At 45.6% G+C, this 22,941-nt stretch carries 17 protein-coding genes and 1 other annotated feature; of the genes, 12 read left to right on the top strand and 5 right to left on the bottom strand.

Features of this window, described 5'->3' with window-relative positions:
* Window positions 1–104: 104 nt before the first annotated feature.
* A complete protein-coding gene (locus F7Y48_RS12160; protein WP_253652064.1) occupies window positions 105–1,574 on the bottom strand; it encodes a glutamate synthase subunit beta in 1,470 nt (489 codons plus the stop codon).
* Window positions 1,574–6,124 carry a glutamate synthase large subunit gene (gene gltB, locus F7Y48_RS12155; RefSeq protein ID WP_316684363.1) on the bottom strand — a complete coding sequence of 1,517 codons (4,551 nt, stop codon included), beginning with the start codon at window positions 6,122–6,124 and terminating at the stop codon, window positions 1,574–1,576. Before gltB ends, F7Y48_RS12160 begins: the two co-directional genes overlap by 1 nt.
* Window positions 6,125–6,676: 552 nt before the next feature.
* Between gltB and F7Y48_RS12150 the strand changes: the two genes are divergently transcribed.
* The 4 genes from F7Y48_RS12150 to F7Y48_RS12135 all read left to right on the top strand — a co-directional run bounded on the left by F7Y48_RS12150 (window position 6,677) and on the right by F7Y48_RS12135 (window position 12,467).
* Window positions 6,677–7,636 (top strand): TIGR01212 family radical SAM protein, encoded by a 960-nt coding sequence (locus tag F7Y48_RS12150; protein WP_316684362.1) that lies wholly within the window; start codon window positions 6,677–6,679, stop codon window positions 7,634–7,636.
* A gap of 35 nt (window positions 7,637–7,671) precedes the next feature.
* The gene (locus F7Y48_RS12145; protein WP_316684361.1) at window positions 7,672–9,420 is read left to right on the top strand and encodes a diguanylate cyclase domain-containing protein; all 1,749 of its coding nucleotides are present in this window, start codon (window positions 7,672–7,674) and stop codon (window positions 9,418–9,420) included.
* A gap of 241 nt (window positions 9,421–9,661) precedes the next feature.
* Window positions 9,662–12,016, top strand: a complete 2,355-nt coding sequence (arcB, locus tag F7Y48_RS12140; RefSeq protein ID WP_258432317.1) for an aerobic respiration two-component sensor histidine kinase ArcB — start codon at window positions 9,662–9,664, stop codon at window positions 12,014–12,016.
* Between the two features lies 1 nt (window position 12,017).
* Complete coding sequence (locus F7Y48_RS12135; protein WP_316684359.1) at window positions 12,018–12,467, top strand: hypothetical protein; 450 nt, start codon at window positions 12,018–12,020, stop codon at window positions 12,465–12,467.
* Between the two features lie 83 nt (window positions 12,468–12,550).
* On the opposite strand, the gene arcA is transcribed toward F7Y48_RS12135, so the two are convergent.
* The gene (gene arcA, locus F7Y48_RS12130; protein ID WP_005381824.1) at window positions 12,551–13,267 is read right to left on the bottom strand and encodes a two-component system response regulator ArcA; all 717 of its coding nucleotides are present in this window, start codon (window positions 13,265–13,267) and stop codon (window positions 12,551–12,553) included.
* A gap of 361 nt (window positions 13,268–13,628) precedes the next feature.
* On the opposite strand from arcA, the gene F7Y48_RS12125 reads away from it, so the two are divergent.
* Both F7Y48_RS12125 and F7Y48_RS12120 read left to right on the top strand, forming a co-directional pair.
* Window positions 13,629–14,036 carry a DUF3293 domain-containing protein gene (locus tag F7Y48_RS12125; RefSeq protein ID WP_046873976.1) on the top strand — a complete coding sequence of 136 codons (408 nt, stop codon included), beginning with the start codon at window positions 13,629–13,631 and terminating at the stop codon, window positions 14,034–14,036.
* A gap of 55 nt (window positions 14,037–14,091) precedes the next feature.
* A complete protein-coding gene (locus tag F7Y48_RS12120; RefSeq protein ID WP_005396309.1) occupies window positions 14,092–14,574 on the top strand; it encodes a putative 4-hydroxy-4-methyl-2-oxoglutarate aldolase in 483 nt (160 codons plus the stop codon).
* On the opposite strand, the gene F7Y48_RS12115 is transcribed toward F7Y48_RS12120, so the two are convergent.
* On the bottom strand, window positions 14,571–15,041 hold the full coding sequence (locus tag F7Y48_RS12115; protein WP_316684358.1) for a ribonuclease regulator: 471 nt from the start codon (window positions 15,039–15,041) through the stop codon (window positions 14,571–14,573). The genes F7Y48_RS12120 and F7Y48_RS12115 overlap by 4 nt on opposite strands.
* Before the next feature lie 425 nt (window positions 15,042–15,466).
* On the opposite strand from F7Y48_RS12115, the gene thrL reads away from it, so the two are divergent.
* The 5 genes from thrL to F7Y48_RS12090 all read left to right on the top strand — a co-directional run bounded on the left by thrL (window position 15,467) and on the right by F7Y48_RS12090 (window position 21,141).
* Entirely contained in the window at window positions 15,467–15,544 is a 78-nt protein-coding gene (gene thrL / locus F7Y48_RS12110) for a thr operon leader peptide (RefSeq protein ID WP_074192076.1), read from the top strand.
* Window positions 15,480–15,599 (top strand) — a sequence feature (Thr leader region). Its footprint overlaps the gene before it by 65 nt.
* A gap of 53 nt (window positions 15,600–15,652) precedes the next feature.
* Window positions 15,653–18,112: a bifunctional aspartate kinase/homoserine dehydrogenase I gene (gene thrA, locus F7Y48_RS12105; RefSeq protein ID WP_316684357.1), complete on the top strand. Its 2,460-nt coding sequence runs from the start codon at window positions 15,653–15,655 to the stop codon at window positions 18,110–18,112.
* A gap of 20 nt (window positions 18,113–18,132) precedes the next feature.
* Window positions 18,133–19,089: a homoserine kinase gene (gene thrB, locus F7Y48_RS12100; RefSeq protein ID WP_041852994.1), complete on the top strand. Its 957-nt coding sequence runs from the start codon at window positions 18,133–18,135 to the stop codon at window positions 19,087–19,089.
* Window positions 19,086–20,366, top strand: coding sequence for a threonine synthase (gene thrC / locus F7Y48_RS12095; RefSeq protein ID WP_053809747.1), 1,281 nt, complete (start codon window positions 19,086–19,088; stop codon window positions 20,364–20,366). Before thrB ends, thrC begins: the two co-directional genes overlap by 4 nt.
* A gap of 115 nt (window positions 20,367–20,481) precedes the next feature.
* Window positions 20,482–21,141, top strand: coding sequence for an NAD(P)H-dependent oxidoreductase (locus F7Y48_RS12090; protein WP_316684356.1), 660 nt, complete (start codon window positions 20,482–20,484; stop codon window positions 21,139–21,141).
* 94 nt (window positions 21,142–21,235) lie between these two features.
* Here the strand turns inward: F7Y48_RS12090 and grcA are convergent, their stop codons facing one another.
* Window positions 21,236–21,613 carry an autonomous glycyl radical cofactor GrcA gene (gene grcA, locus F7Y48_RS12085; RefSeq protein WP_005381814.1) on the bottom strand — a complete coding sequence of 126 codons (378 nt, stop codon included), beginning with the start codon at window positions 21,611–21,613 and terminating at the stop codon, window positions 21,236–21,238.
* Window positions 21,614–21,939: 326 nt separating this feature from the next.
* Between grcA and nfo the strand changes: the two genes are divergently transcribed.
* A complete protein-coding gene (nfo, locus tag F7Y48_RS12080) occupies window positions 21,940–22,827 on the top strand; it encodes a deoxyribonuclease IV (protein ID WP_006742681.1) in 888 nt (295 codons plus the stop codon).
* Window positions 22,828–22,941 lie beyond the last annotated feature (114 nt).

Here is a 22,941-nt window from a genome sequence, read left to right as displayed (position 1 = left end):
AAAATAGAAAGATTGGAAGGAATTGTTTTCTTTCTTTGCTAATAGCCATCGATATCGCTGATGGCTATTTATGGCATTGAAAGAGGGAAGCGTGAATACTTCCGTTAAGCAGAAAGCATCAGTGAATCTGCTTTTGCTTCTAGGTTTGTGCCATCCATTAGGTAGTCATCGATAGCACGAGCACATTCGCGACCTTCGTTGATACAACGAACCACCAAAGATTGGCCTGTTCGCATATCACCAGCAGCAAATACGCCTTCTTGGTTAGTAGCAAAACCTTGAGTTGCTACGTTACCGCGATCATCTAGCGCGATATCCAGTTGAGCAAGCACGCCTGTAGGTTCTGGGTGTAAGAAGCCCATTGCTAGGAATGCCATATCACATGGGATCACTCGCTCGCTGCCTTCTACTTCTTTGAAACTTGGGCGCTCGTCTGGTTTTGCATCTTGCCAAACGATATCAGCAAGACGAAGGCCTGTGACTTCACCTTTGTCATTTCCGATGAACTCTTTGGTCAGGATGTTCCAGTGACGATCGACACCTTCTTCATGAGAGGTCGAAGTACGTAGGATCATTGGGTATTGAGGCCAAGGCATATTGGCTGGGCGCTTCTCTGGTGGAATCGGCATGATTTCCACTTGAGTTACGCTTGCTGCGCCGTGACGGTTTGACGTACCTACACAGTCTGAACCGGTATCACCACCACCAATGACAACCACATGTTTACCTTTTGCGTGAATCTCTTCCGTTTTCAGGTCCATGTTATTTGCACGTCGGTTGTTTTGACCTAGGAATTCCATTGCGAAGTGAACGCCTTTGAGCTCACGACCCGGAACTGGCAAATCACGTGGAACCGTTGAGCCACCCGTCAGTAGAACCACATCGAACTCTTGACGCAGTTGCTGAGCATTTACATCAACACCGACGTGTTGGTTTACTTTAAACTCAACGCCAGCTTCTGCCATTAGATTGATCTTACGATCAATGACTTCCATGCTCAGTTTAAAATCTGGAATACCGAAACGCAGCAGACCACCAACCTTCTCGTCTCGCTCGAATACTGTCACAGTATGACCAGCGCTGTTTAGCTGCTCAGCAGCCGCAAGACCCGCTGGTCCAGATCCAATGATCGCTATCGTTTTACCAGTGCGAGAACGTGGCGTTTTTGGCTTGGCGTACCCTTCACGATACGCCGTTTCTACGATGGTTTTCTCGATGTTACAGATGGTGATTGGGTCTTGGTTGATGCCAAGTACACAAGCACTTTCACATGGAGCAGGGCAAACACGACCAGTAAACTCTGGGAAGTTATTGGTTGAGCTTAGAATGTTCCATGCTTCTTCCCAGCTATCACGATAAACCGCATCGTTAAACTCTGGGATGATGTTACCGATAGGGCAGCCGTTATGACAAAACGGCACACCACAATCCATACAACGAGACGCTTGAGTATTGATCTTGTCACCAAACTCCTCGTTCAGAACGAACTCTTTGTTGTTCTTGATGCGTTCAGCTGGGTCGATCTTCTGTGGTAGTTCACGACCATGCTCTAAAAATCCAGTAGGCTTACCCATTATACGGCCTCCACTTGAGTTTCGTTTCCTTGAGACTGTGCTTCAGCTTTACGCTTTTGAAGCACCGCTTTATAGTCACGCGGCATTACCTTAACCATAGAGGCTAGGCTTGCTTCAAAGTTGTCTAGGAAAGACTGAGCGACTTCACTTCCTGTGAATTGAACATGCTTAGTTAGCATGTCGAGTAATAGATCTCTGTCTTCTTGCTCGATTGGATCTAGGTCTACTAACTCTGGGTTCAGTTTCGACTCAAAGTCGCCTGATTTATCCCATACGTAAGCCACGCCGCCACTCATACCTGCGGCAAAGTTACGACCTGTTGAACCAAGGATAATTGCTGCACCGCCCGTCATGTATTCACAACCGTGGTCACCGACGCCTTCTACTACTACTTTCGCGCCTGAGTTACGAACACAGAAACGTTCGCCAGCCATACCGCGAATGAAAGACTCACCCGAAGTGGCACCGTAGAAACACACGTTACCAACCACGATGTTATCTTCTGCGACAATGCTTGATTTCGCATCTGGGTAAAGTACTAACGTACCGCCAGATAAGCCTTTACCCCAGTAGTCGTTCGCGTCGCCTTCCACTTCGAACTTCACGCCCTTAGCTAGGAATGCGCCGAATGACTGACCCGCAGAACCTTTGAACTTCACGTTCATTGGCTGAGGTAGACCGGCATCTTTGTACACTTTCGAGATTTCGTTCGACAACATGGTACCTGCAGAGCGGTCCGTGTTAACGATAGGGAACTCGGCATTCACCGCTTCGCCTTTCTCGAGTGCAGGAATCGCTGCTTGAATCAGCTTGCGGTCTAGTACTTCTTCTAGATTGTGGTTCTGCTGAGCTTGGTTGAATACACCATCAGCTTCGCGTGGTTGCTCAACGTGGAGAACAGGAGACAGATCTAGGTTCTTGTATTTCCAGTGAGAAACGTCTTGGCGAATCTTCAGCTTCTGACCTTGACCGACCATCTCATCGATAGTGCGGAAGCCAAGTTCAGCCATGATTTCACGCAGACCTTGTGCCATGTATTGGAAGAAGGTTACGACGTCTTCAACGCGACCATCAAAGCGCTCACGAAGCGTCTTGTTTTGAGTTGCGATACCGACAGGGCAGGTGTTCTTATGACACTTACGCATCATGATACAACCTTCAACCACCAAGGCTGCGGTTGCCACGCCCCATTCTTCTGCACCGAGTAGTGTTGCCACTGCAAGGTCGCGAGGTGTCTTCATCTGACCATCTGCTTGAACCACGATACGGTTACGTAGACCGTTCTTCAGTAGCGTTTGGTGCGTTTCTGCCAAACCAAGTTCCCAAGGAAGACCGGTATGACGGATTGAAGACATTGGGGATGCACCTGTACCGCCGTCGAAACCTGCGATAAGTACAACGTCCGCTTTCGCTTTCGCTACACCAGAAGCGATCGTACCTACGCCAGCTTCCGATACCAGCTTCACGTTTACACGGCCCGCGCGGTTCGCGTTCTTCAAATCGTAGATAAGCTGAGCCAAATCTTCGATTGAGTAGATATCGTGGTGTGGTGGTGGCGAGATAAGACCGACGCCCGGAGTTGAGTGACGTGTAGCACCGATCCAGTCATCTACTTTATCGCCTGGTAGCTGACCACCTTCACCTGGTTTCGCACCTTGAGCCATCTTGATTTGTAGCTCATCAGCGTTGGTTAGGTAGTAAGAGGTTACGCCGAAACGACCCGAAGCTACCTGTTTGATTGCAGAGCGTTCCCAATCGCCGTTCTCTTTGCGCTCGAAACGCATTGGGTCTTCACCACCTTCACCAGAGTTCGATTTTGCGCCAAGGCGGTTCATCGCAACAGCCAATGTGGAGTGTGCTTCGTAAGAAATAGAACCGAATGACATTGCACCTGTCGCGAAGCGTTTCACGATGCTTTCAATTGGCTCGACTTCGTCGATAGAGATAGAACCAGCTGGGTTCTTAATGAATTCTAGCTGGCTACGCAGAGTTACCGCGTTGTCACCTTGTTTATCGACTGCTGTCGCGTACTGCTTGAACTGATCGTAGTTCTTGTTGCGCGTAGACTCTTGCAGTAGCGAGATGGTTTCTGGGTTGAATAGGTGCTTCTCACCACGCTGTTTCCATTGGTAAACACCACCCACATCCAGCATTTGAATTGGGATTTCGCGTTGTGGGTAACCGATGCGGTGACGAACGAGCACTTCTTTAGCAATATCGTCAAGGGTGAGACCTTGGATACGAGAAACTGTACCTGTGAAGTACTTGTCTACCACTGACTTATGAATACCTAAGGCTTCGAAGATTTGCGCACCGTGGTACGACTGCAGGGTTGAGATACCCATCTTCGAGAAGATCTTCAGAAGACCGCCATTGATCGCTTTACGGTAGTTGTTGAACAGATCGCGAGGGTTCGCTTCTGGAGCCAGCTTCTTCGTACGCTGAAGCTCAATGATGGTTTCAATCACTAGGTATGGGTTAACGGCGTTGGCACCGTAACCAATTAGCGTTGCAAAGTGGTGCGTTTCACGCGCGTCACCGGTTTCAACCACAATGTCACACTTCGCACGTAGACCTTTGCGGATCAAGTGGTGATGCACTGCACCAACTGCCAGCATGGCTGGGATAGCGGCGTGGTTTGAGTTCACTGCGCGGTCAGTTAGCAGGATGATTGAGTAACCATCAATAACCGCGTCTTCTGCGTATTGGCAGATACGTTTTAGTGCGCGCTCAAGCTTGCCTTGGTCTTCACTGGCTTGGAATACGATATCTAGCGTTTTCGCCTGAAGATGCTCGTTATCGATCGCACGCAGTTTCTCAAGCTCAGAGTTCGCCAGAACAGGCGATTCCAATTCGACTTTCTGACAGTGAAGTGGTGTTTCAGTCAGAAGGTTTTGGTCTTTACCCAAGTAAGTGTTCAGCGACATCACCATACGCTCACGGATCGGGTCGATCGGTGGGTTAGTTACCTGTGCAAACAGCTGCTTGAAGTAGTTTGAAAGATGTTGCGACTGATGAGATAGAACCGCAAGAGGCCAGTCGGCACCCATGGCTGATAATGGCTCTTTCGCGTCATTCGCCATCGGAACGATGATTTCGTTCACTTCTTCAGTACTTACGCCAAACGCTTGTTGGCGGTGTAGAAGATGTTCTGGCTTAGGTTGGCTGAATTGGTTACTCGCATCTGGCAGCTTCTTCAAGCTTAGTAGGTTTTCTTCTACCCACTTTTCGTAAGGCCGCGCTGTTGCGATGGTGTCTTTCACTTCTTCATCAGAGATGATGCGACCTTGCTCTAAGTCTGCAACGAAGATGCGACCTGGTTGTAGACGACCGCGGAACTCAACGTTCTCTGGCTCAATATCCACAACACCAGATTCTGATGCCATTACTAGGAAGTTATCTTTGGTCACTGTGTAGCGAGAAGGGCGCAGACCGTTACGGTCGAGTGTCGCACCAACTTGAACACCATCAGTAAAACATACTGAAGCCGGACCATCCCATGGTTCCATGATGTTCGCGTGGTACTGATAGAACGCGCGACGCTTAGGATCCATGTTTTTGTTTTCTTGCCATGCTTCCGGGATCATCATCATCAATGCGTGCGGCAGGCTACGACCAGAAAGAACTAGGAGCTCAAGTGCCATATCAAAGTTAGATGAATCCGAACTGCCTTCCTGACAAATAGGAAGCAGCATGTCGATTTCAGCTTGGGTAAATAGATCGGATTCAATGATCGCCTCACGGGCTTTCATCCAGTTCAAGTTACCTCGAACTGTATTGATTTCACCGTTGTGGGCAATGTAACGGAAAGGTTGTGCAAGACGCCATTTCGGGAAGGTGTTGGTAGAGAAGCGAGAGTGTACCAGTGCCAGTGCGGTCACCATGGTCGGGTTTTGCAGATCAAGGAAGTACTGAGGGACTTGCTCGGTCGTTAACTGACCTTTGTACACCAATGTCTTGTAAGACATTGAGTTAATGTAGAAGTCATCACCAATGTTCGAAACGCTTTCTAGGCAAACACGTACAGTGTAGTTACGAAGTACGTACAGTTTGCGCTCTAGCTCTTCAGGTGTGATACCTGGACCACCAGAGATAAACACATGCTCAAACTGAGGTTCTGTGCTTAGCGGGTCGGCACCGATCATCGAGTTATCGGTTGGCAAAACGCGGTAGCCAATAACTTCAAGGTCTAGACGCTGAGCGTTGCGTTCTAGAATGTCACGGCATTGCTCGCGTTTGTATTCGTCTTTCGGGAAAAGTACGACACCCACACCATACTTTTCAAATGAAGGCAGTTTAATGCCGAGCTTAACGGCCTCTTCTAATAGGAATTCATGAGGTTTTTGTAGCAAGATACCCGCACCATCACCGCTGCATGGATCACAACCTTGACCACCACGGTGCTCCATGCGAGCTAGCATATCCAATGCTTGAGTCACTACTTCATGAGATTTACGGTTTTTAAGGTGAGCAACAAAACCGATACCACACGCGTCATGCTCCAATTCAGGAGTATATAGACCCTGTGGATTTTGCTCTCTATCTACCATAGATACATCCTTCCAGTTCAATGTCGACGCAAAAGCACCAGGCAGGCAAATGCCACCTAGACCATTGATTACGTCTTGTCCTTTATATTTATTATCGCCACCGATCTAGGTTGATCGATCTTGATTCCTTTCCGTATCTCGCAGGAAAAGTTTTGCGAGAAAAACAATCCTTGGTGGTATCCCTTTATTTATTGCCACTATTTAGTGATTTATATAGGTAGGAGTGGGATAACACCGACAAATCCCGCAGTGTACTTTGTAATAAAAGTCACAAAAATAACGGGGTTGTGTAAGTATCCTACAATTTTGTCACTTCAGAATGCAATGAAAAAGTCGACGTTGTGACCCAATTTTTTCGTTTAATTATGCATTTTTAGTTTAACATTTACGCAACATGAACGTTTTTTATCTGTATTTATGCAGGTTTATTGATTTTGAGCCGTATGATGTTTGTTTGAATTGACTAGTATTGTGTGTTTTTTCTTGCAGGGATGTAATTTATTTACACAGATCGTAGTGAGATTGATTACGGTTCATTGTTGGTGAGAATTTATGCAGTTACATGAGTTGGTCAATACAATCGGCCAAGATCTTCAGCGTCGATACGGTGAAAAAGTTCATAAACTAACGTTGCACGGTGGATTTAGTTGCCCTAACCGAGATGGCACTATTGGTCGGGGAGGATGTACTTTTTGTAATGTGGCTTCGTTTGCGGATGAAGAAGTACAGATAAAGAGTATTCACGATCAGTTGAAAGATCGTGCGGGCGAAATTCATCGAGCGAAGAAGTATCTCGCTTATTTTCAGGCTTACACCAGTACTTATGCGGAAGTGCAAGTGCTGAAAAATATGTATGAAGAAGCACTAAAAGCGGCTGATATTGTGGGATTGTGTGTCGGGACTCGTCCAGATTGCGTGCCTGATGCCGTATTAGATTTGCTGTCTGACTATGTACAGCAAGGTTATGAAATTTGGCTAGAGTTAGGACTTCAAACCGCTAATAACGACACCCTTAAGCGCATCAATCGCGGTCATGATTTCGAATGTTATGCCGAAATCACTAAGCGCGCGCGAACACTCGGAATCAAGGTTTGTACTCATTTAATTGTTGGATTACCGAAAGAAAGCCGCGACGATAATATTGAGACGCTGCAAAAAGTGTTAGCCGTGGGCACGGATGGCATTAAGTTACATGGCTTGCATATTGTGGAAGGCAGCACCATGGCGAAAGCGTGGCGTGCAGGACGGTTAGAGGCGCCAGAGCTAGAAGAATATGTCGCAATTGCCAGTGAGATGATTCGTATGACGCCACCGGACGTGATTTACCATCGCGTTTCATCAGCAGCTCGTAGACCTACCTTATTATCGCCACTGTGGTGTGAAAATCGCTGGCTGGCGATGACTGAAATTGGTCTAGCCCTCAGTGAACATGGTGCTCAAGGAAGCCTAACGGGAAACGCTTTTATCTATACTAAACCGGAATTAATGGCAGATCGCTCAATAAATAACTGATATATTTTAACCAGTTTTCTTTAAAGGTTTAAACGATGGATCAGTTACTCAATTGGCTTTGGGATGGTCAAGGCGGTTATGGCTATGTCGTCTTGTTATTAATTGCTAGCGTGTGCGCGTTAGCACTGATCTATTTGCACTTTCAAACATCACTTAAGCAACTCGTAACGGATTCACCCTATCCAGTCATAGTGCTGGATACTGGCCATGCTCAGATCTTGTTATCTAACCAAGCTGCGATGCAGTTATTAGGTATTCGCTCTCTAGGCACGGGATATTTGTATCCCGCTTTATTCGATATTCGTGAGCTTGAGTCGTTTCTCGACAGTGTCTCTAGTCGTCATTTTAGCCAGCAGGTATTTGATTGGCGCTTATCTGAAAGCGAATCTATCAAGGTGGAGTTGTCAGGAAGAAAGAGTTTGCTGCGCAATCACCGTGTTTGGATCATCTACGCGCAGCCATATCAATCCACTCATCAAGAGCAGCAACAAGAGCTTGCGCAATTAACGATCGCCCGTTCGGCACTAGACTCACTCTCTGAGTTAATCTGTACCCAAGATCGCCAAGGGAATTTATTAACGACGAACCGAGCATTTGATCAATTTTGGGAAGGGCGAAGGGAAGAAGCCTGCGCATCAAAGGCTTCCATGGGGGAGGCTACCAGAAAGAGTGAGCGCAAGTGGACGACGGATCCACAAGGTCGCAGTTGCTTATTGGAAGTGAATCAAAACTCCCTTGTGTCACCGAGTGGTGAGCTGATCGGTACATTATCCATTAGTCATGATGTGACCGAGTGGCACAAAATGCAGCAAAACCTGAGAGATGAAATGGAGCGGCGTAAAGATACAGAAGTTGCGTTGGCGCAAAGGGATACTATCTTACAAACTATTCTTGACGCTAGCCCTGACTCTATCGGTATCTTCAATGAGAATATGGTCTATCAAGCGTGTAATAAACCGTTCGTTAATGCATTAGGTATTTCAGACGTGTCTGATTTGATCGGTAAGCGCCTTCAAGATGTCATTCCTGAAGAGATGTACGCTCGCTTAGCCGCTAGTGATTTGGATGCATTGCGTCAGTCAGAGCCTGTCCGATACATAGATAAAGTCGTTAGCAGTGATGGCAAAAGTACGTGGTTTGATGTGGTGAAATCGCCTTTTAAAGATAAAGCTTCAGGAACGAATGGTGTGCTGATCATGGCGCGTGATATTTCTGAACGTTACCTTGCCGAACAAAAGTTGGAGAGAGCCAATTTAGAGTTAGAAAAGTTGAGCTTTATGGATAGCTTAACTCAGGTATCGAACCGACGCCGCTTCGATGAACAACTGCAGGTACTATGGTACCACCATGCCCGCGAAAAGCTGCCGCTCACTATCATGTTGTGTGACATCGACTTTTTCAAAGATTACAACGATTGTTACGGCCATCAGCAAGGTGATGAAGCATTGGTCAGTGTTGCTACCGTATTCACAAAAGTCATCAATCGCTCTTCGGATTGTGTTGCGCGTTATGGTGGTGAGGAGTTTGGTTTTATCCTGCCGAATACCACAACGGAAGGCGCGAGCAATGTAGCGCAGCGTATTCATGAACAAATTCGACAACTCGATATGGAGCACGACAGCTCAGATGCTTCGGAACGTCTCACGGTCAGTATCGGTCTTGTCTCTTATATTCCTCAACATGGTGATGAACCGGAAATGGGTATTGCCATGGCTGACAGTGCGCTATACCAAGCCAAAGCTGATGGACGTAATCGCACCTGTATTCACCCCAGTTCTTGCTAACGCTTTGTGACCGCTTGCTCTTAGTTGATAGCTGATTGTTTAAATCGCCGTATTAAACACGTTAAACTTACCGAAGCCTGTGCGTTCGTTGGTTAACTTATCTTTTTATCTTGTTTAGCAAGCGCAGTTCGCACTACGTATTTTTCACTAATCACACAGACCTAAATTGCGTTAGGCCGAATATGTCTGCTCGTTTTTTATCATTGAAGGGCAACATCTAGCCAGCACCATGGAGTAGTTAATGAAACCCATGAAAAATCTCGCCCAGTATTATGTCGACTTGCTAGTCAAACTGGGGATTGTTCGTTTCTCGATTTTGCTGGCCCTTGCGCTGGTGGCATTAGCCGTTGTGGTGCAGGTGGGGATTACTTTAGCTCTCAAGGGGCGAGTCGACGATATCGACATTGTCCGTTCGGTGTTTTTTGGTCTCTTGATTACACCTTGGGCGGTTTATTTTCTTTCTGTTGTTGTTGATCAGCTAGAAGAGTCTCGCCAGCGTTTAACCAAGTTGGTGTCCAAACTGAAAGACATGCGCTCGCGAGACCAAGAACTGAATTATCAACTGCAACAAAACATCGAAAAGCTCAACCAAGAAATTGAAGAGCGCATTAAAGCAGAAGAAGCTCGTGAAGAAGCGATGCAAGATCTCGAAAACGAGGTGTTCCAACGAGAGCGTACTCAGTTAGAGCTTGCGGAACGCACTGCACTACTGCGTTCATTTATTGATGCCTCGCCAGACTTAATTTACTACCGCAATGCCGATGGTGTGTTCTCCGGTTGTAACCGGGCAATGGAAGAGCTAACGGGCAAGAAAGAGCACCAGTTAGTCGGATTAAGCCCTTGGGATGTGTATAGCAAAGAAATCGCTGAGCACATCGTTGATACTGACCAAAAGGTCTTCGCCGATAATCAAGCCATCACTTACGAGCAGTGGCTAGAGTATCCTGATGGACGCAAACATTACTTTGAACTGCGTAAAGTGCCGTTTTACAGCAAAGATGGTCGTCACCTTGGCTTGGTAGGTTTTGGCCGTGATATCACTGAACGTAAACGTCATGAAGAGTCGTTAGAGAAAGCAAGCCGTGATAAAACTACTTTCATCTCAACCATCAGTCATGAACTGCGAACGCCACTAAATGGCATTGTGGGCTTAAGTCGCATGCTTCTCGATAGTCCATTGACAGAAGAGCAGCGCAAACACATGCAGACCATCAATGTGAGTGCGATTACGCTAGGTAACATCTTCAACGATATTATCGATATGGATAAGTTTGACCGCCGCAAGCTAGAACTATTACCTGCGCCACTTAACTTCGAAGACTTCGTCGCTGAGATTGAAAGCATCTCTGCTTTGATGGCGGAGCAAAAAGGGCTGCGTTTTGACTTAGAACGTTTGAGCGATTTACCAAAAGCAATTGAAGTGGATGCGACCCGTTTGCGTCAGGTAATTTGGAACTTGGTCAGCAACGCAATGAAGTTTACCAAAGAAGGTGGCGTTGTGATGACGGTGAGCGCGGATGTCGAAGACGATTTTGCCACCATTATTATGGAAGTGGAAGACACAGGTATTGGTATACCGGAAGATGAACTCGATAAAATCTTCGCCATGTATTACCAAGTGAAATCAGGTAAAGACAACCTACATGCTGTCGGTACAGGCATTGGTTTGGCGGTATCTAAGCAACTGATCAATATGATGGATGGTGACATTACTGTCGCCAGTGAAGAAGGTTTTGGTAGTACTTTTACCGTATCGATTCACGTTCCTATTGTGGAACTCGAAGAACCTGTCATTGATGCAAAACGCGATAATGTGCATCTCAACATCTTTATGGTCGAAGACATTGAGCTTAACGTCACCGTGGCCAAATCGTTGCTTGAGAGCTTAGGGCACTCCGTTACCGTGGCGATGACGGGACAAGAAGCGCTTGTGAACTTTGTGCCAGAAAAATATGACTTGGCGTTGTTGGATATTCAGCTGCCTGATATGACGGGGTTTGATGTCGCAAATTATTATCGCGAGCATTATAACAATCTGCCTCCATTGGTCGCCCTAACAGCTAATGTAATGAAAGATCGTCGTGAATATTTAGATAACGGTATGGATGATGCCATCAGTAAACCGCTTGCTGTGAACGCCATTCAGTCTGTAATTGATAAATTCTTCGCGCATCAGGTAGAGCAGCAAGAGCAACCTGAGTGCGTTCCAGAAACAGTGGAAGAGCCGACTCCTTCTCCTGTGATTGAGACACACTTGCTCGATATGGATATGTTAGAGTCTTACGTCGACATTGTTGGTGCCAAGCCGGTCTACGACAGCATAAAAATGTTTGAAGACATGATGCCAGACTATATTGATGTCTTAGACTCAAACATGACGGCAAAAGATCAAGATGGGATTGTTTCTGAAGCGCATAAAATTAAAGGTGCTGCAGGTTCGATTGGCCTCAAACGTATCCAAAGTGTGGCGCAGAAAGCGCAATCTCCCGATATGCCAGCATGGTGGGAAAACATTTCAGACTGGGTTGAAGAGATCAAAAATGAATACCAAAACGATATTCAAGTCCTCAAAAGTTGGTTGGAACAAAGGAAATAACATGAAAAAAATCGCACCGTTGGCGTTGGTTATAGCATTGATGGCAGGTTGCAGTTCCGTTCCAAGTGTGAACTGGCAACAAAACAGTCAGATTACGATTAACCAGGTGAATGTCGAGCTCAAAAGTAACTTATGGGTGAACCTGATGCCGACTGTTGGGAAAGTACAAGATCAAAGCATTCAAGGATCACTTTACCTTGAAGGAGACCAGTTACTCCCAGCCAACCTGACGGCCGAAGCGCTTATCATCAAGCAAGGGGAAAAAGAGTGGTGGGTGGATGAAGATTCTTTAGAAACTCGAACTCATAGTGAGAGCCAATGGGAAGTAGCTTTCACGTATCAGGTAGACGCGGACACAGAAAAATCGGTTGATATCGCGGTACTTTTAGACGACGCAGGTAAACAGCGCTGGTTAGTGGAAAAGTACGTGAAGATTAACAAGGTTTATTAGATTCAGTGATTGTCCGCTAATTGCTAAACCCAAAATAAAAGGGCTTGCTCAATGAGCAAGCCCTTTGCGTATTAGCGATTCAATTAGTCTTCTAGATCGCCACAGAAGCGGTAACCTTCGCCGTGGATAGTCGCGATGATTTCAGGAGTACCTGAAACAGACTCAAAGTGTTTACGAATACGACGAATCGTTACGTCTACAGTACGGTCATGCGGCTTAAGTTCACGGCCAGTCATCTTCTTAAGAAGATCGGCACGAGTTTGAATCTTACCTGGGTTTTCACAGAAGTGCAGTAGAGCTCGGAACTCAGAGCGAGGGAGCTTGTAGCTATCACCAGCAGGGCTTACTAGAGAGCGGCTGTTGATGTCCAGTACCCAACCATTGAATTCATACTTTTCTACTGAACGCTTCTCTTCTTGCACCGCGTTAGAGCTCATTGAGCGGCTAAGTAGGTTGCGAGCACGAATAGTCAGTTCACGTGGGTTGAATGGTTTAGTGATGTAGTCATCTGCACCAATCTCAAGACCTAGGATCTTGTCCACTTCATTGTCACGGCCTGTCAGGAACATTAAAGCAATGTTCGCTTGTTCGCGTAGTTCACGCGCTAACAGAAGGCCATTCTTGCCTGGAAGATTAATGTCCATAATAACCAAGTTGACTGAGTTGTCAGACAACACTTGGTGCATCTCTTCACCGTCACTGGCTTCAAAAACAGCGTATCCCTCTGCTTCAAAAATACTCTTAAGAGTGTTACGAGTTACTTGCTCATCTTCAACGATAAGAATCTGCGGGGTTTGCATTGGCGGTACCTAAATTTGTGACAAAATTGTGCTAATAGAATAAATTCTAGGCAAAAATATAACATACAGGTAATGTGATTTTGATAATAAATCAAGTTGATCAAAAAAACACTTCTTTCAGTTATCCGCCCTCCATGGAATTTTGCCAACTCACCAGTATCCAATGGCGACGTTTATTCTAAAGGGCTTGTTTACCTTTCATTTCCTACTTTCTGTGGGGCCTGAAACGTAAACACCCTAAGATATGGAGCGGATTTTATATTGTTAACAGCATGCTAACAATGCTCAAATGTTAATTCCATTCAGTTTGTTGATTTATATCAATTGATGAAATGTAACTGTTATTAATCGTTTAAGACTTATGATAGAAAAAAGTAATACGAACATAGACGCATCGTTATGGAATGCTTATTCAGAATCTTTTTTCAGATTCGAGGCCGAGTGGTACGTTTCAAACTACGCTGTGATAACCGCTTGGAACCCATACAGTAATTTGCGGTCCAAAGAAGAGAACTGCATAAGCAATCAAGCATTAGAAACACTGCTACAGCACGTTAATTACGCGCCTATCACAGTAGGTGACAGCTCTTTTACATGGTATGAGGAAAGCTTTGCCGTCGAGTTATCACCAGAGGCGGCGGTCGCATTGGCGAATGACTTTCAACAAAACGCGATTTACTACGTCATTGATGATCAACTTTACCTTATTGCGTGCTCACAGCCGAAAGTGTTGCATAAGTTAGGCTCCCTTAAGCCTCGGCTCGTATAGGAAAGGATACTACTCACCGAAGCACTGCTTGGGTGAGAAAATTCACGGAGGAAATATGAGAGACATTACACCCGATATTTGTGACCAATTTGAAGACCAAGTTACCCTGCTTACTTTGCCACTGCAGAACTTTGGTCAACGCACCGCTTTTTACGGAGAAATTGTCACAGTACGTTGCTATCACGACAACTCAAAAGTACGTGAAGTACTGGGCGAAGATGGAACGGGGAAAGTATTGATTGTTGACGGACATGGTTCGTGTCAGAAAGCATTGCTTGGCGATCAATTAGCAATACTCGGAATAGAAAATGGGTGGGAAGGCATTATTGTCTATGGTGCAATACGCGACGTAGCACAAATATCTCAGATGGACATTGGCGTGCAAGCACTTGGTACCAATCCGTTTAAGACAGAGAAGCGAGGTATGGGAGAGGTCAATGTGACCTTAACGATGCAAAACCAAATCGTGCAGCCGAAGCATTATGTGTACGCTGATTGGAATGGTGTGTTGATTTCAAAGCAAAAATTAGATTTCTAAAAACGAAAGCCTAAACCTACCTCAATACCTTGTTGCCAATCTTGGTAATCAAGAGTCGCGTGAAGATCCAGTTTATCGGTGATTTTCACGCGACTTGAGACTTCAGCTGCTAGGCTGCTGTCTTCTTGGCGAATACCTTCCGCAGTCTCATTCTTGTAAGAGCGAACCGAACTTTTTAGTGTGACACGATCATTGAAGTGATAGCTGATCCCACTCAAAAAACCGCTTTGGTTTTGGGTTGGAGAGTTGTTGACTCGTGCACCGACGTAAACGTCTACTGAGTCAAAGAGTTCGTACGCATAACCCGTGTCGATATTCCAAACATCGAAACTGTCAGATTGATAGCTGTCGCTGGAAATAAATAGTTTATGAGGAGAAGGGGATGTTTTGCCTGGAAGAGGCGGAAGCTCGTTTGCTAGACAAACGCCAGGCACAAAAAACAGCAACAGAAAAAGCCATCTTTTCATGTTCACCACTCCTTGTGTCAACTTTTTTATTAGTATGCGCCCAAAGCTTCTCACTATTAAAGCATAGAATATGAAAGCTAGCTCACCTATTTTCTAAATAATTCGATCCTGTGAACATAGGTCACAGTTAAGTTGTTGTTAAGTGTCAACAACTCCCTTTCATAATTTGATCTTACGCTTTATGACGAAGATCAGACTAGTTATGGAGTAAAAAGTGAGACTGATGACGATGGGATGAGCCCCCTACAAAAATAAGCGACAGATTTCCTAACGAGCAATAACATCCAATTAGCTTTAAATATCAATAAGATTGCTTAGCAGAAATCGCTGTGAGACTGAAAAACAAACAATTTTTTGTTGACTATGAATCGGAAACTCGGTAAACGTAGAGTTAAGCAAACACAATTAACGTTGAATATTTATTTATGCCATCTAACAGCCTAGTAGTAATGACCACGACCATTATTATTACCGACACGACACATGTTGGGGCAGGCTGCTGAGCGAAAGAAATTCACAAAAAAGGCCTGTATCCAACAAGATACAGGCCTTTTTTTATGCTTTTTTATCCAGAATTTAGACAAGTTTGAGAAGATATACCGGAGGAAGGGATGCGAGTATTGAAGTTTGGCGGTTCATCACTAGCTGATGCAGATCGCTTTTTAAGAGCGGCAGACATCATTGCCAATAACGCTCAACAAGAAGAAGTGGCGGTTGTTCTTTCAGCCCCAGGTAAAACAACAAATAAGTTGGTTGCGGTCATTGAAGGCGCGTTGCGCAATGGTGAAGCAGAGCTGCAAATCAAAGAGTTGGATGAATCGTTTAAAACGCTATTCACTCAAATCCAAGCAGTACTACCCAATATTGATGGCTCAGCTTTCGATAACCAAGTGAAAACCTCGCTATCTCAATTACGTCAATTTGTTCACGGCATCAATCTATTAGGTATGTGCCCAAACAACGTAAATGCGCGCATTATTAGTAAAGGTGAGCGTGTTTCCATTCAGTTGATGAAAGCTGTCTTGGAGGCGAAGGGACAACAAGCGAGCTTGATCGATCCTGTCGAGTATCTGTATGCCCAAGGTGATCATCTTGAAGCTATGGTTGATGTGGATATTTCAACGCAAAACTTCCGTCAAAACCCCCTTCCTCAGGGCCAAGTGAACATTATGCCGGGCTTTACAGCTGGCAACGAAAAAGGAGAGCTTGTCACGCTGGGTCGTAATGGCTCTGACTACTCGGCAGCGGTTCTTGCAGCTTGTTTACGCGCAGACTGCTGTGAAATCTGGACCGACGTTGATGGTGTATACAACTGTGACCCACGTTTAGTCGAAGATGCTCGCCTACTTAAATCACTAAGCTACCAAGAAGCGATGGAGCTTTCTTATTTTGGTGCTTCCGTTCTGCACCCGAAAACCATTGCCCCTATTGCTCAATTCCACATTCCATGTCTGATCAAAAACAGCTTTAACCCTCAAGGTGCAGGTACTCTTATCGGCCAAGATACTGGTGAAGATAATCTTGCGATCAAAGGTATTACAACACTTAACGACCTAACCATGGTTAACGTATCAGGCCCTGGTATGAAAGGCATGGTAGGCATGGCGAGCCGTGTATTCGGTGCGATGTCGTCTGCTGGTGTATCTATTGTTCTGATCACTCAGTCTTCTTCTGAATACAGCATCAGCTTCTGTATTGAGGCTGAAGATAAAGCGAAAGCGCAGCAAGTGCTGGCAGATGCGTTCGAGCTAGAACTCAAAGATGGCTTACTAGAACCGGTTGAGTTTATTGATAATGTTTCAATCATTACGCTTGTTGGTGATGGTATGCGCACATCGCGCGGTGTGGCTTCTCGCTTCTTCTCTTCTCTTGCTGAAGTGAACGTGAACATCGTGGCGATAGCACAAGGCTCATCAGAACGTGCGATTTCTGCCGTTATTCCAGAAGACAAAATTTCTGAGGCGATCAAAGCGTGTCACGAAAACCTATTCAACTCGAAACACTTCCTCGATGTGTTCGTTGTTGGTGTCGGTGGTGTGGGTGGCGAACTGGTGGATCAGATCGAACGCCAACAAGTCAAACTTGCTGAGAAAGGCATTGTGATTCGAGTTTGTGGCTTAGCAAACAGCAAAGGTCTTTTGCTTGATAGCGAAGGCTTACCGCTCGAGCACTGGCGTGATCGTATGTCAGCAGCCACAGAAGAATTCAGCCTAGCGCGTCTGATTTCTTTGGTACAACGCAATCATATTATCAACCCAGTATTGGTTGATTGTACCTCCAGTGAAGACATTGCTAAACAATACGCCGACTTCCTAGCGGCAGGTTTTCATGTTGTAACACCAAACAAAAAAGCAAACACAGCAAGCATGGCGTACTACCATCAGCTTCGCGATGTGGCTCGTAGCTCCCGTCGTAAATTGATGTATGAAACAACCGTAGGTGCAGGCCTACCGGTTATTGAAAACTTGCAAAACCTGATTTCTGCAGGTGATGAACTGGAGCGCTTCAGCGGTATTCTTTCCGGTTCTCTTTCTTATATTTTCGGTAAGTTAGATGAAGGAATGAGCTTAAGTGAAGCGACGAATATCGCAAAAGAAAATGGCTTTACTGAACCAGATCCTCGTGATGATCTGTCTGGTATGGATGTTGCGCGAAAGCTGTTGATCCTAGCTCGTGAAGCGGGCATGTCACTAGAGCTTGAAGACGTTGTTGTTGACCAAGCGCTACCGCCGGGTTTTGATGATTCAGGCAGTGTTGATGAATTTATGGCGCGTCTCCCAGAAGCGGACGCTTACTTCAAAGAGTTATCAGCTAAAGCAGCAAAAGAAGGCAAAGTACTGCGTTACGTTGGTGAAATTAACGAGGGCAAGTGCACAGTAAGCATTGCTGCGGTGGATGAAAACGATCCGATGTATAAAATCAAAGACGGTGAAAACGCACTGGCATTCTACAGCCGCTACTACCAACCAATTCCACTGGTATTGCGTGGTTACGGTGCGGGTACTGAGGTTACGGCAGCGGGCGTATTCTCGGATGTGATGCGTACTTTAGGTTGGAAACTAGGGGTATAACAAGAATGAGTTCAAGTGATATGGATGTAGTGGTTTATGCCCCAGCATCAATTGGTAATGTAAGTGTTGGTTTTGATGTGTTGGGGGCGGCGGTGTCCCCAGTGGATGGGACCTTGCTAGGTGACAGAGTGCAAGTTAAGGCAGGGACTGAGCCGTTCAGTCTGAAAACTGCGGGTAATTTTGTCTCTAAGTTGCCTACAGAGCCAAAAGAAAACATCGTTTACGATTGTTGGCTGGTGTTTTCTCGCGAGCTAGATAAAAAAGGTGTTGAGCTAAAACCACTTGAAATGACGCTAGAAAAGAACATGCCAATAGGCTCAGGTTTAGGCTCAAGTGCATGTTCTATCGTTGCGGCGCTGGATGCCTTAAACCGATTCCATGGTCAACCGCTGAATGAGACTGAGCTGCTAGCACTGATGGGGGAAATGGAAGGCAAAATCTCTGGTGGTATTCACTACGATAACGTCGCGCCGTGTTACCTTGGTGGTGTCCAGTTGATGCTTGAAGAGTTGGGTATCATCAGTCAAGAAGTGCCTTGTTTTGACGATTGGTACTGGGTGATGGCTTATCCGGGTATCAAAGTATCAACAGCAGAAGCGCGTGAGATCCTACCATCTCAATACCGCCGACAAGATATCATCGCTCATGGTCGACACCTTGCGGGCTTTATTCATGCGTGTCATTCTGGTCAGCCAGAGCTAGCTGCAAAAATGATCAAAGACGTGATCGCAGAACCGTATCGTGAGAAACTGCTTCCGGGCTTTGCGAATGCACGTCAATACGCAGCCTCTGCGGGTGCATTGGCTACCGGTATTTCTGGCAGTGGGCCGACACTGTTCAGTATTTGCAAAGAGAAAGATGTCGCTGAGCGAGTTGCTCGCTGGTTAGAACAGAACTACGTACAAAACGAAGAAGGATTCGTCCATGTTTGTCGTCTAGATAAGCAGGGTTCGAAAGTAACAGGAAGTGAGCTATGAAGCTTTACAATATAAAAGAAAATGATGAACAAGTTTCCTTTGGCCAAGCCGTTCGCCAAGGGTTAGGCCGTAACCAAGGTCTATTTTTCCCATCGGAATTACCAAAGTTTGAAGACGTTGATGCGCTACTGGCAGAAGACTTTGTTTCTCGTAGCACTAAGATTTTATCAGCGTTTATCGGTGATGAGCTGGCGGAAGAGCAAGTCAACGCGCTTGTGGACGCAGCGTTTCAATTCCCGGCGCCAATCAATCAAGTCAAAGACGGTGTTTACGCGTTAGAGCTTTTCCATGGTCCAACGCTGGCATTTAAAGATTTTGGCGGTCGCTTTATGGCGCAATCTCTTGCGGCGGTATCGGACGGTGGCAAGATCACCATTCTGACTGCGACTTCTGGCGATACTGGCGCAGCCGTTGCGCACGCTTTCTATGGTATGGAAGACATCAACGTTGTGATTCTTTACCCGAAAGGCAAGATTAGCCCACTGCAAGAGAAGCTATTCTGTACGCTAGGCAAGAACATTCACACTGTCGCGATCGATGGCGACTTCGATGCGTGCCAGGCACTGGTTAAGCAAGCTTTCGATGATTCCGCACTGCGTGAAGAGATCGGCCTGAACTCTGCAAACTCAATCAACATCAGCCGTTTGATGGCGCAAATCTGTTACTACTTTGAAGCAGCCGCGCAAATGAGTAAGGAAGAGCGTGAAAACCTAGTAGTGTCTGTACCAAGTGGTAACTTCGGTAACCTGACGGCAGGTCTACTGGCAAAAGCGCTGGGTCTGCCGATCAAACGCTTCATTGCTGCAACCAACGCCAATGACACCGTGCCACGCTACTTAGAAACAGGTAAGTGGGAGCCAAAACCAACGGTTGCAACGACATCGAACGCAATGGATGTAAGTCAACCGAACAACTGGCCGCGTATTGAAGAGCTCTGCCGAGTGAAAGAGTGGGGCCTAGAGACACTAGGTAAAGGCGCGGTTTCAGATGAGCAAAGCGCACAATCTGTGAAAGACTTGTACTCATTGGGCTACCTATGTGAACCGCACGGTGCGATTGCTTACCGCGTTCTTGAAGAGCAACTGCAAGAAGGTGAAACCGGTCTGTTCCTATGTACTGCTCACCCGGCGAAGTTCAAAGAAGTGGTGGATGATATTCTAGAATCAGACATCGACCTTCCTGCGCCACTAGCGAAGCACGCTGCGATGGAGCTGCTATCGGAAGATCTCGACGCAGACTTTGAAGCATTGAAACAAGTACTGCGCCGCGTACAGTAATTATTAAAATGATGAACGACGAAAGGCGAATGAGCAATCATTCGCCTTTTTTATAGTCGGTAAGTCTCGACTCTCTTTATGATTGAGAAACGAACTTAAAGATGGAAATAGAAGCATGCATTTTTTGATTTTTCTAGGCTCAGTAAGGGACAGCACACCGCCACGACCAGCCCGCTTGGGCATGCGAGTGAGTAGAGCTTGTGAAACGTTGTTTAAGAATCAGTATTCGCAACATACCGTCGAAATCATTGACCCATTGAACTACGACTTTGACGACGTGTTTAAGCCTGAGTTTGCTTACCATCGCGCTAAAGTGCCAGCCCACTTGAGAGAACTGGCAGACAAAATTAAAAGCGCCGATGGGTACGTGATGGTCAGTCCTGAATACAACCATTCGATGAGTCCTGCTTTGGCTAATATGCTTAACCATTTTGGTAGTTCGCTGTTTTCTTACAAGCCAAGTGCTATCGTGACCTATTCTGCTGGACAATGGGGTGGTGTTCGAGCTGCAGTGTCGATGCGTACCTTCTTATCTGAACTTGGATGTTTACCTGTCTCGGCGATGATTCACATTCCGAAAGCGCAAGAAGTGTTTGACGAAAAGGGTGTCGTTGCGGATGAATTGCAGCAGACGAAGTGGGACAGCTATATGAATCGCACAATACATCAACTCATTTGGTGGGCTGAAGGCGCTTCACAACAAAGAGAAAGGCTTGACCCAACCTCACTGGCTGAAGTGTTTAAGAAGGATCCGTCACAGAGAAATGCTCCGTAAAGGAACAGAACGGTTAGATGCATGGAAAAACAAAAAAAGCTTGGTCATTGCTGACCAAGCTTTTTAAATTCTAGCGAGCTAGTTTACTGAGAAATTATAGAGTCTCAGTAAAAGTACGAGCGATTACGTCACGTTGCTGTTCTGGAGTCAGCGAGTTGAAACGTACTGCGTAACCAGAAACACGGATAGTTAGTTGTGGGTATTTCTCTGGGTGTGCAACTGCATCTTCTAGTGTTTCGCGTTTAAGCACGTTCACGTTTAGGTGTTGACCGCCTTCGATGCGAGGAGCTGTTTCGATTGCTACTTCACGGCTTTCGTATTCACCTAGATCGCTGATTGCGATAACTTGGTCTGCTTCGTAGCCAGCAGTTGCAGCAACACAACGAGCTTCATTTTTTTCGCTATCTAATAGCCAGATAGAGTTTAGTAGGTCGTCGTTTGCCGCTTTTGTAATTTGGATACCTTGGATCATCACTATCTCCTAGACCACTTACGTGGTGATTATTGGTGTTAATTTTCGAATTTTCGTTGAGCTGGGTATTATATAGCTAATATCCACTATTTTAATATTGATTTAAGTCAAAAAACAACCAAAAACATTATTTTTATTAAGGTGATTTTATTGAGTTAAATCAATAAAATCTTTGAAAACAAACTAATTACAATTTATTTGATAATATAAAAAATATTTAATAACTAATTTTGTTGTAAGTTTACTACAAATTGAGCTTAAAGTTTAAACTGATTAACGCAACTATCTGTATTTAGGTAGCAATACTGAAAGTCTAAAGTGATTAAATGACAAACATGAAAAACAAGCTTGGGAATAAACTCATTGGTGCACATGTCTCTGCTGCTGGAGGGGTCGATCAAGCGCCGTTGAGAGCGCGTGAGATTGGTGCGAATGCTTTTGCACTATTTACTAAAAACCAACGCCAGTGGGTGGCGAAGCCTTTAGAAGCAAAAACCATCAGTGCGTTTAAAGCGAACTGTAAAATGCTGGGTTTCGGCGCAGAACATATTCTTCCCCATGACTCTTATCTAATTAACTTAGGTGCACCAGAAGCGGATAAGTTGGATAAGTCACGCGCTGCATTCATCGATGAGATGGAGCGTTGTAATCAATTGGGTTTAACGCTGCTGAACTTTCACCCTGGGAGCCACTTAAAGAAAGTCTCTGAACAGGAGTGCTTAGCGACGATCGCTGAGTCGATCAATCTTGCGCACAAAGCGGTGCCGAATGTGATCGCGGTAATCGAGAATACGGCTGGTCAGGGTACAAACCTAGGTTGGAAGTTTGAGCATCTTGCTGAAATCATCGATCAAGTGGAAGACAAAGAACGTGTTGGTGTATGTCTCGATACTTGCCACACGTTTACCGCCGGTTACGATCTGCGTACTAAAGAGGATTGTGAGCATACCTTTGCTGAATTCGACCGTATTGTTGGGATGCACTATTTAAGAGCAATGCATCTAAATGATTCAAAAGTTGAGTTTGCCAGCAAAGTGGATCGCCACCACTCATTAGGCAAAGGAGAGATCGGGTGGGATTGTTTTGAGTACATCGCGAAAGACCCTCGCTTTGATGGTATCCCTCTGATTTTAGAAACAATTGATCCGGACATCTGGCAGCAAGAAATCAACGCACTGCGTCAGTTTCATCTAGCGGCGATAGGTAACCAATGATGTGATCACAGAGTTGGCACCTTTCTTTCTTAGCCACTTAAGTCAATTTGAATTAAGAAAGAAGGATGCCACTATGTCTCGACCACTCTCTTTTGCTTCTTACGCATATAGCCG

It is taken from the genome of Vibrio sp. 2-1-2a (assembly GCF_032648565.1).
Taxonomy (GTDB): Bacteria; Pseudomonadota; Gammaproteobacteria; order Enterobacterales; family Vibrionaceae; genus Vibrio; species Vibrio diabolicus.
Note: the sequence above shows the minus strand (reverse complement) of the source record. Positions and strands in the feature narration are given on the sequence as shown.

Coding starts and splice junctions, on each gene's coding strand:
- F7Y48_RS12160 (WP_253652064.1), bottom strand. CDS start 1,574: ATGGGTAAGCCTACTGGATTTTTAGAGCATGGTCGTGAACTACCACAG.
- gltB (WP_316684363.1), bottom strand. CDS start 6,124: ATGGTAGATAGAGAGCAAAATCCACAGGGTCTATATACTCCTGAATTG.
- F7Y48_RS12150 (WP_316684362.1), top strand. CDS start 6,677: ATGCAGTTACATGAGTTGGTCAATACAATCGGCCAAGATCTTCAGCGT.
- F7Y48_RS12145 (WP_316684361.1), top strand. CDS start 7,672: ATGGATCAGTTACTCAATTGGCTTTGGGATGGTCAAGGCGGTTATGGC.
- arcB (WP_258432317.1), top strand. CDS start 9,662: ATGAAACCCATGAAAAATCTCGCCCAGTATTATGTCGACTTGCTAGTC.
- F7Y48_RS12135 (WP_316684359.1), top strand. CDS start 12,018: ATGAAAAAAATCGCACCGTTGGCGTTGGTTATAGCATTGATGGCAGGT.
- arcA (WP_005381824.1), bottom strand. CDS start 13,267: ATGCAAACCCCGCAGATTCTTATCGTTGAAGATGAGCAAGTAACTCGT.
- F7Y48_RS12125 (WP_046873976.1), top strand. CDS start 13,629: ATGATAGAAAAAAGTAATACGAACATAGACGCATCGTTATGGAATGCT.
- F7Y48_RS12120 (WP_005396309.1), top strand. CDS start 14,092: ATGAGAGACATTACACCCGATATTTGTGACCAATTTGAAGACCAAGTT.
- F7Y48_RS12115 (WP_316684358.1), bottom strand. CDS start 15,041: ATGAAAAGATGGCTTTTTCTGTTGCTGTTTTTTGTGCCTGGCGTTTGT.
- thrL (WP_074192076.1), top strand. CDS start 15,467: ATGCCATCTAACAGCCTAGTAGTAATGACCACGACCATTATTATTACC.
- thrA (WP_316684357.1), top strand. CDS start 15,653: ATGCGAGTATTGAAGTTTGGCGGTTCATCACTAGCTGATGCAGATCGC.
- thrB (WP_041852994.1), top strand. CDS start 18,133: ATGGATGTAGTGGTTTATGCCCCAGCATCAATTGGTAATGTAAGTGTT.
- thrC (WP_053809747.1), top strand. CDS start 19,086: ATGAAGCTTTACAATATAAAAGAAAATGATGAACAAGTTTCCTTTGGC.
- F7Y48_RS12090 (WP_316684356.1), top strand. CDS start 20,482: ATGCATTTTTTGATTTTTCTAGGCTCAGTAAGGGACAGCACACCGCCA.
- grcA (WP_005381814.1), bottom strand. CDS start 21,613: ATGATCCAAGGTATCCAAATTACAAAAGCGGCAAACGACGACCTACTA.
- nfo (WP_006742681.1), top strand. CDS start 21,940: ATGACAAACATGAAAAACAAGCTTGGGAATAAACTCATTGGTGCACAT.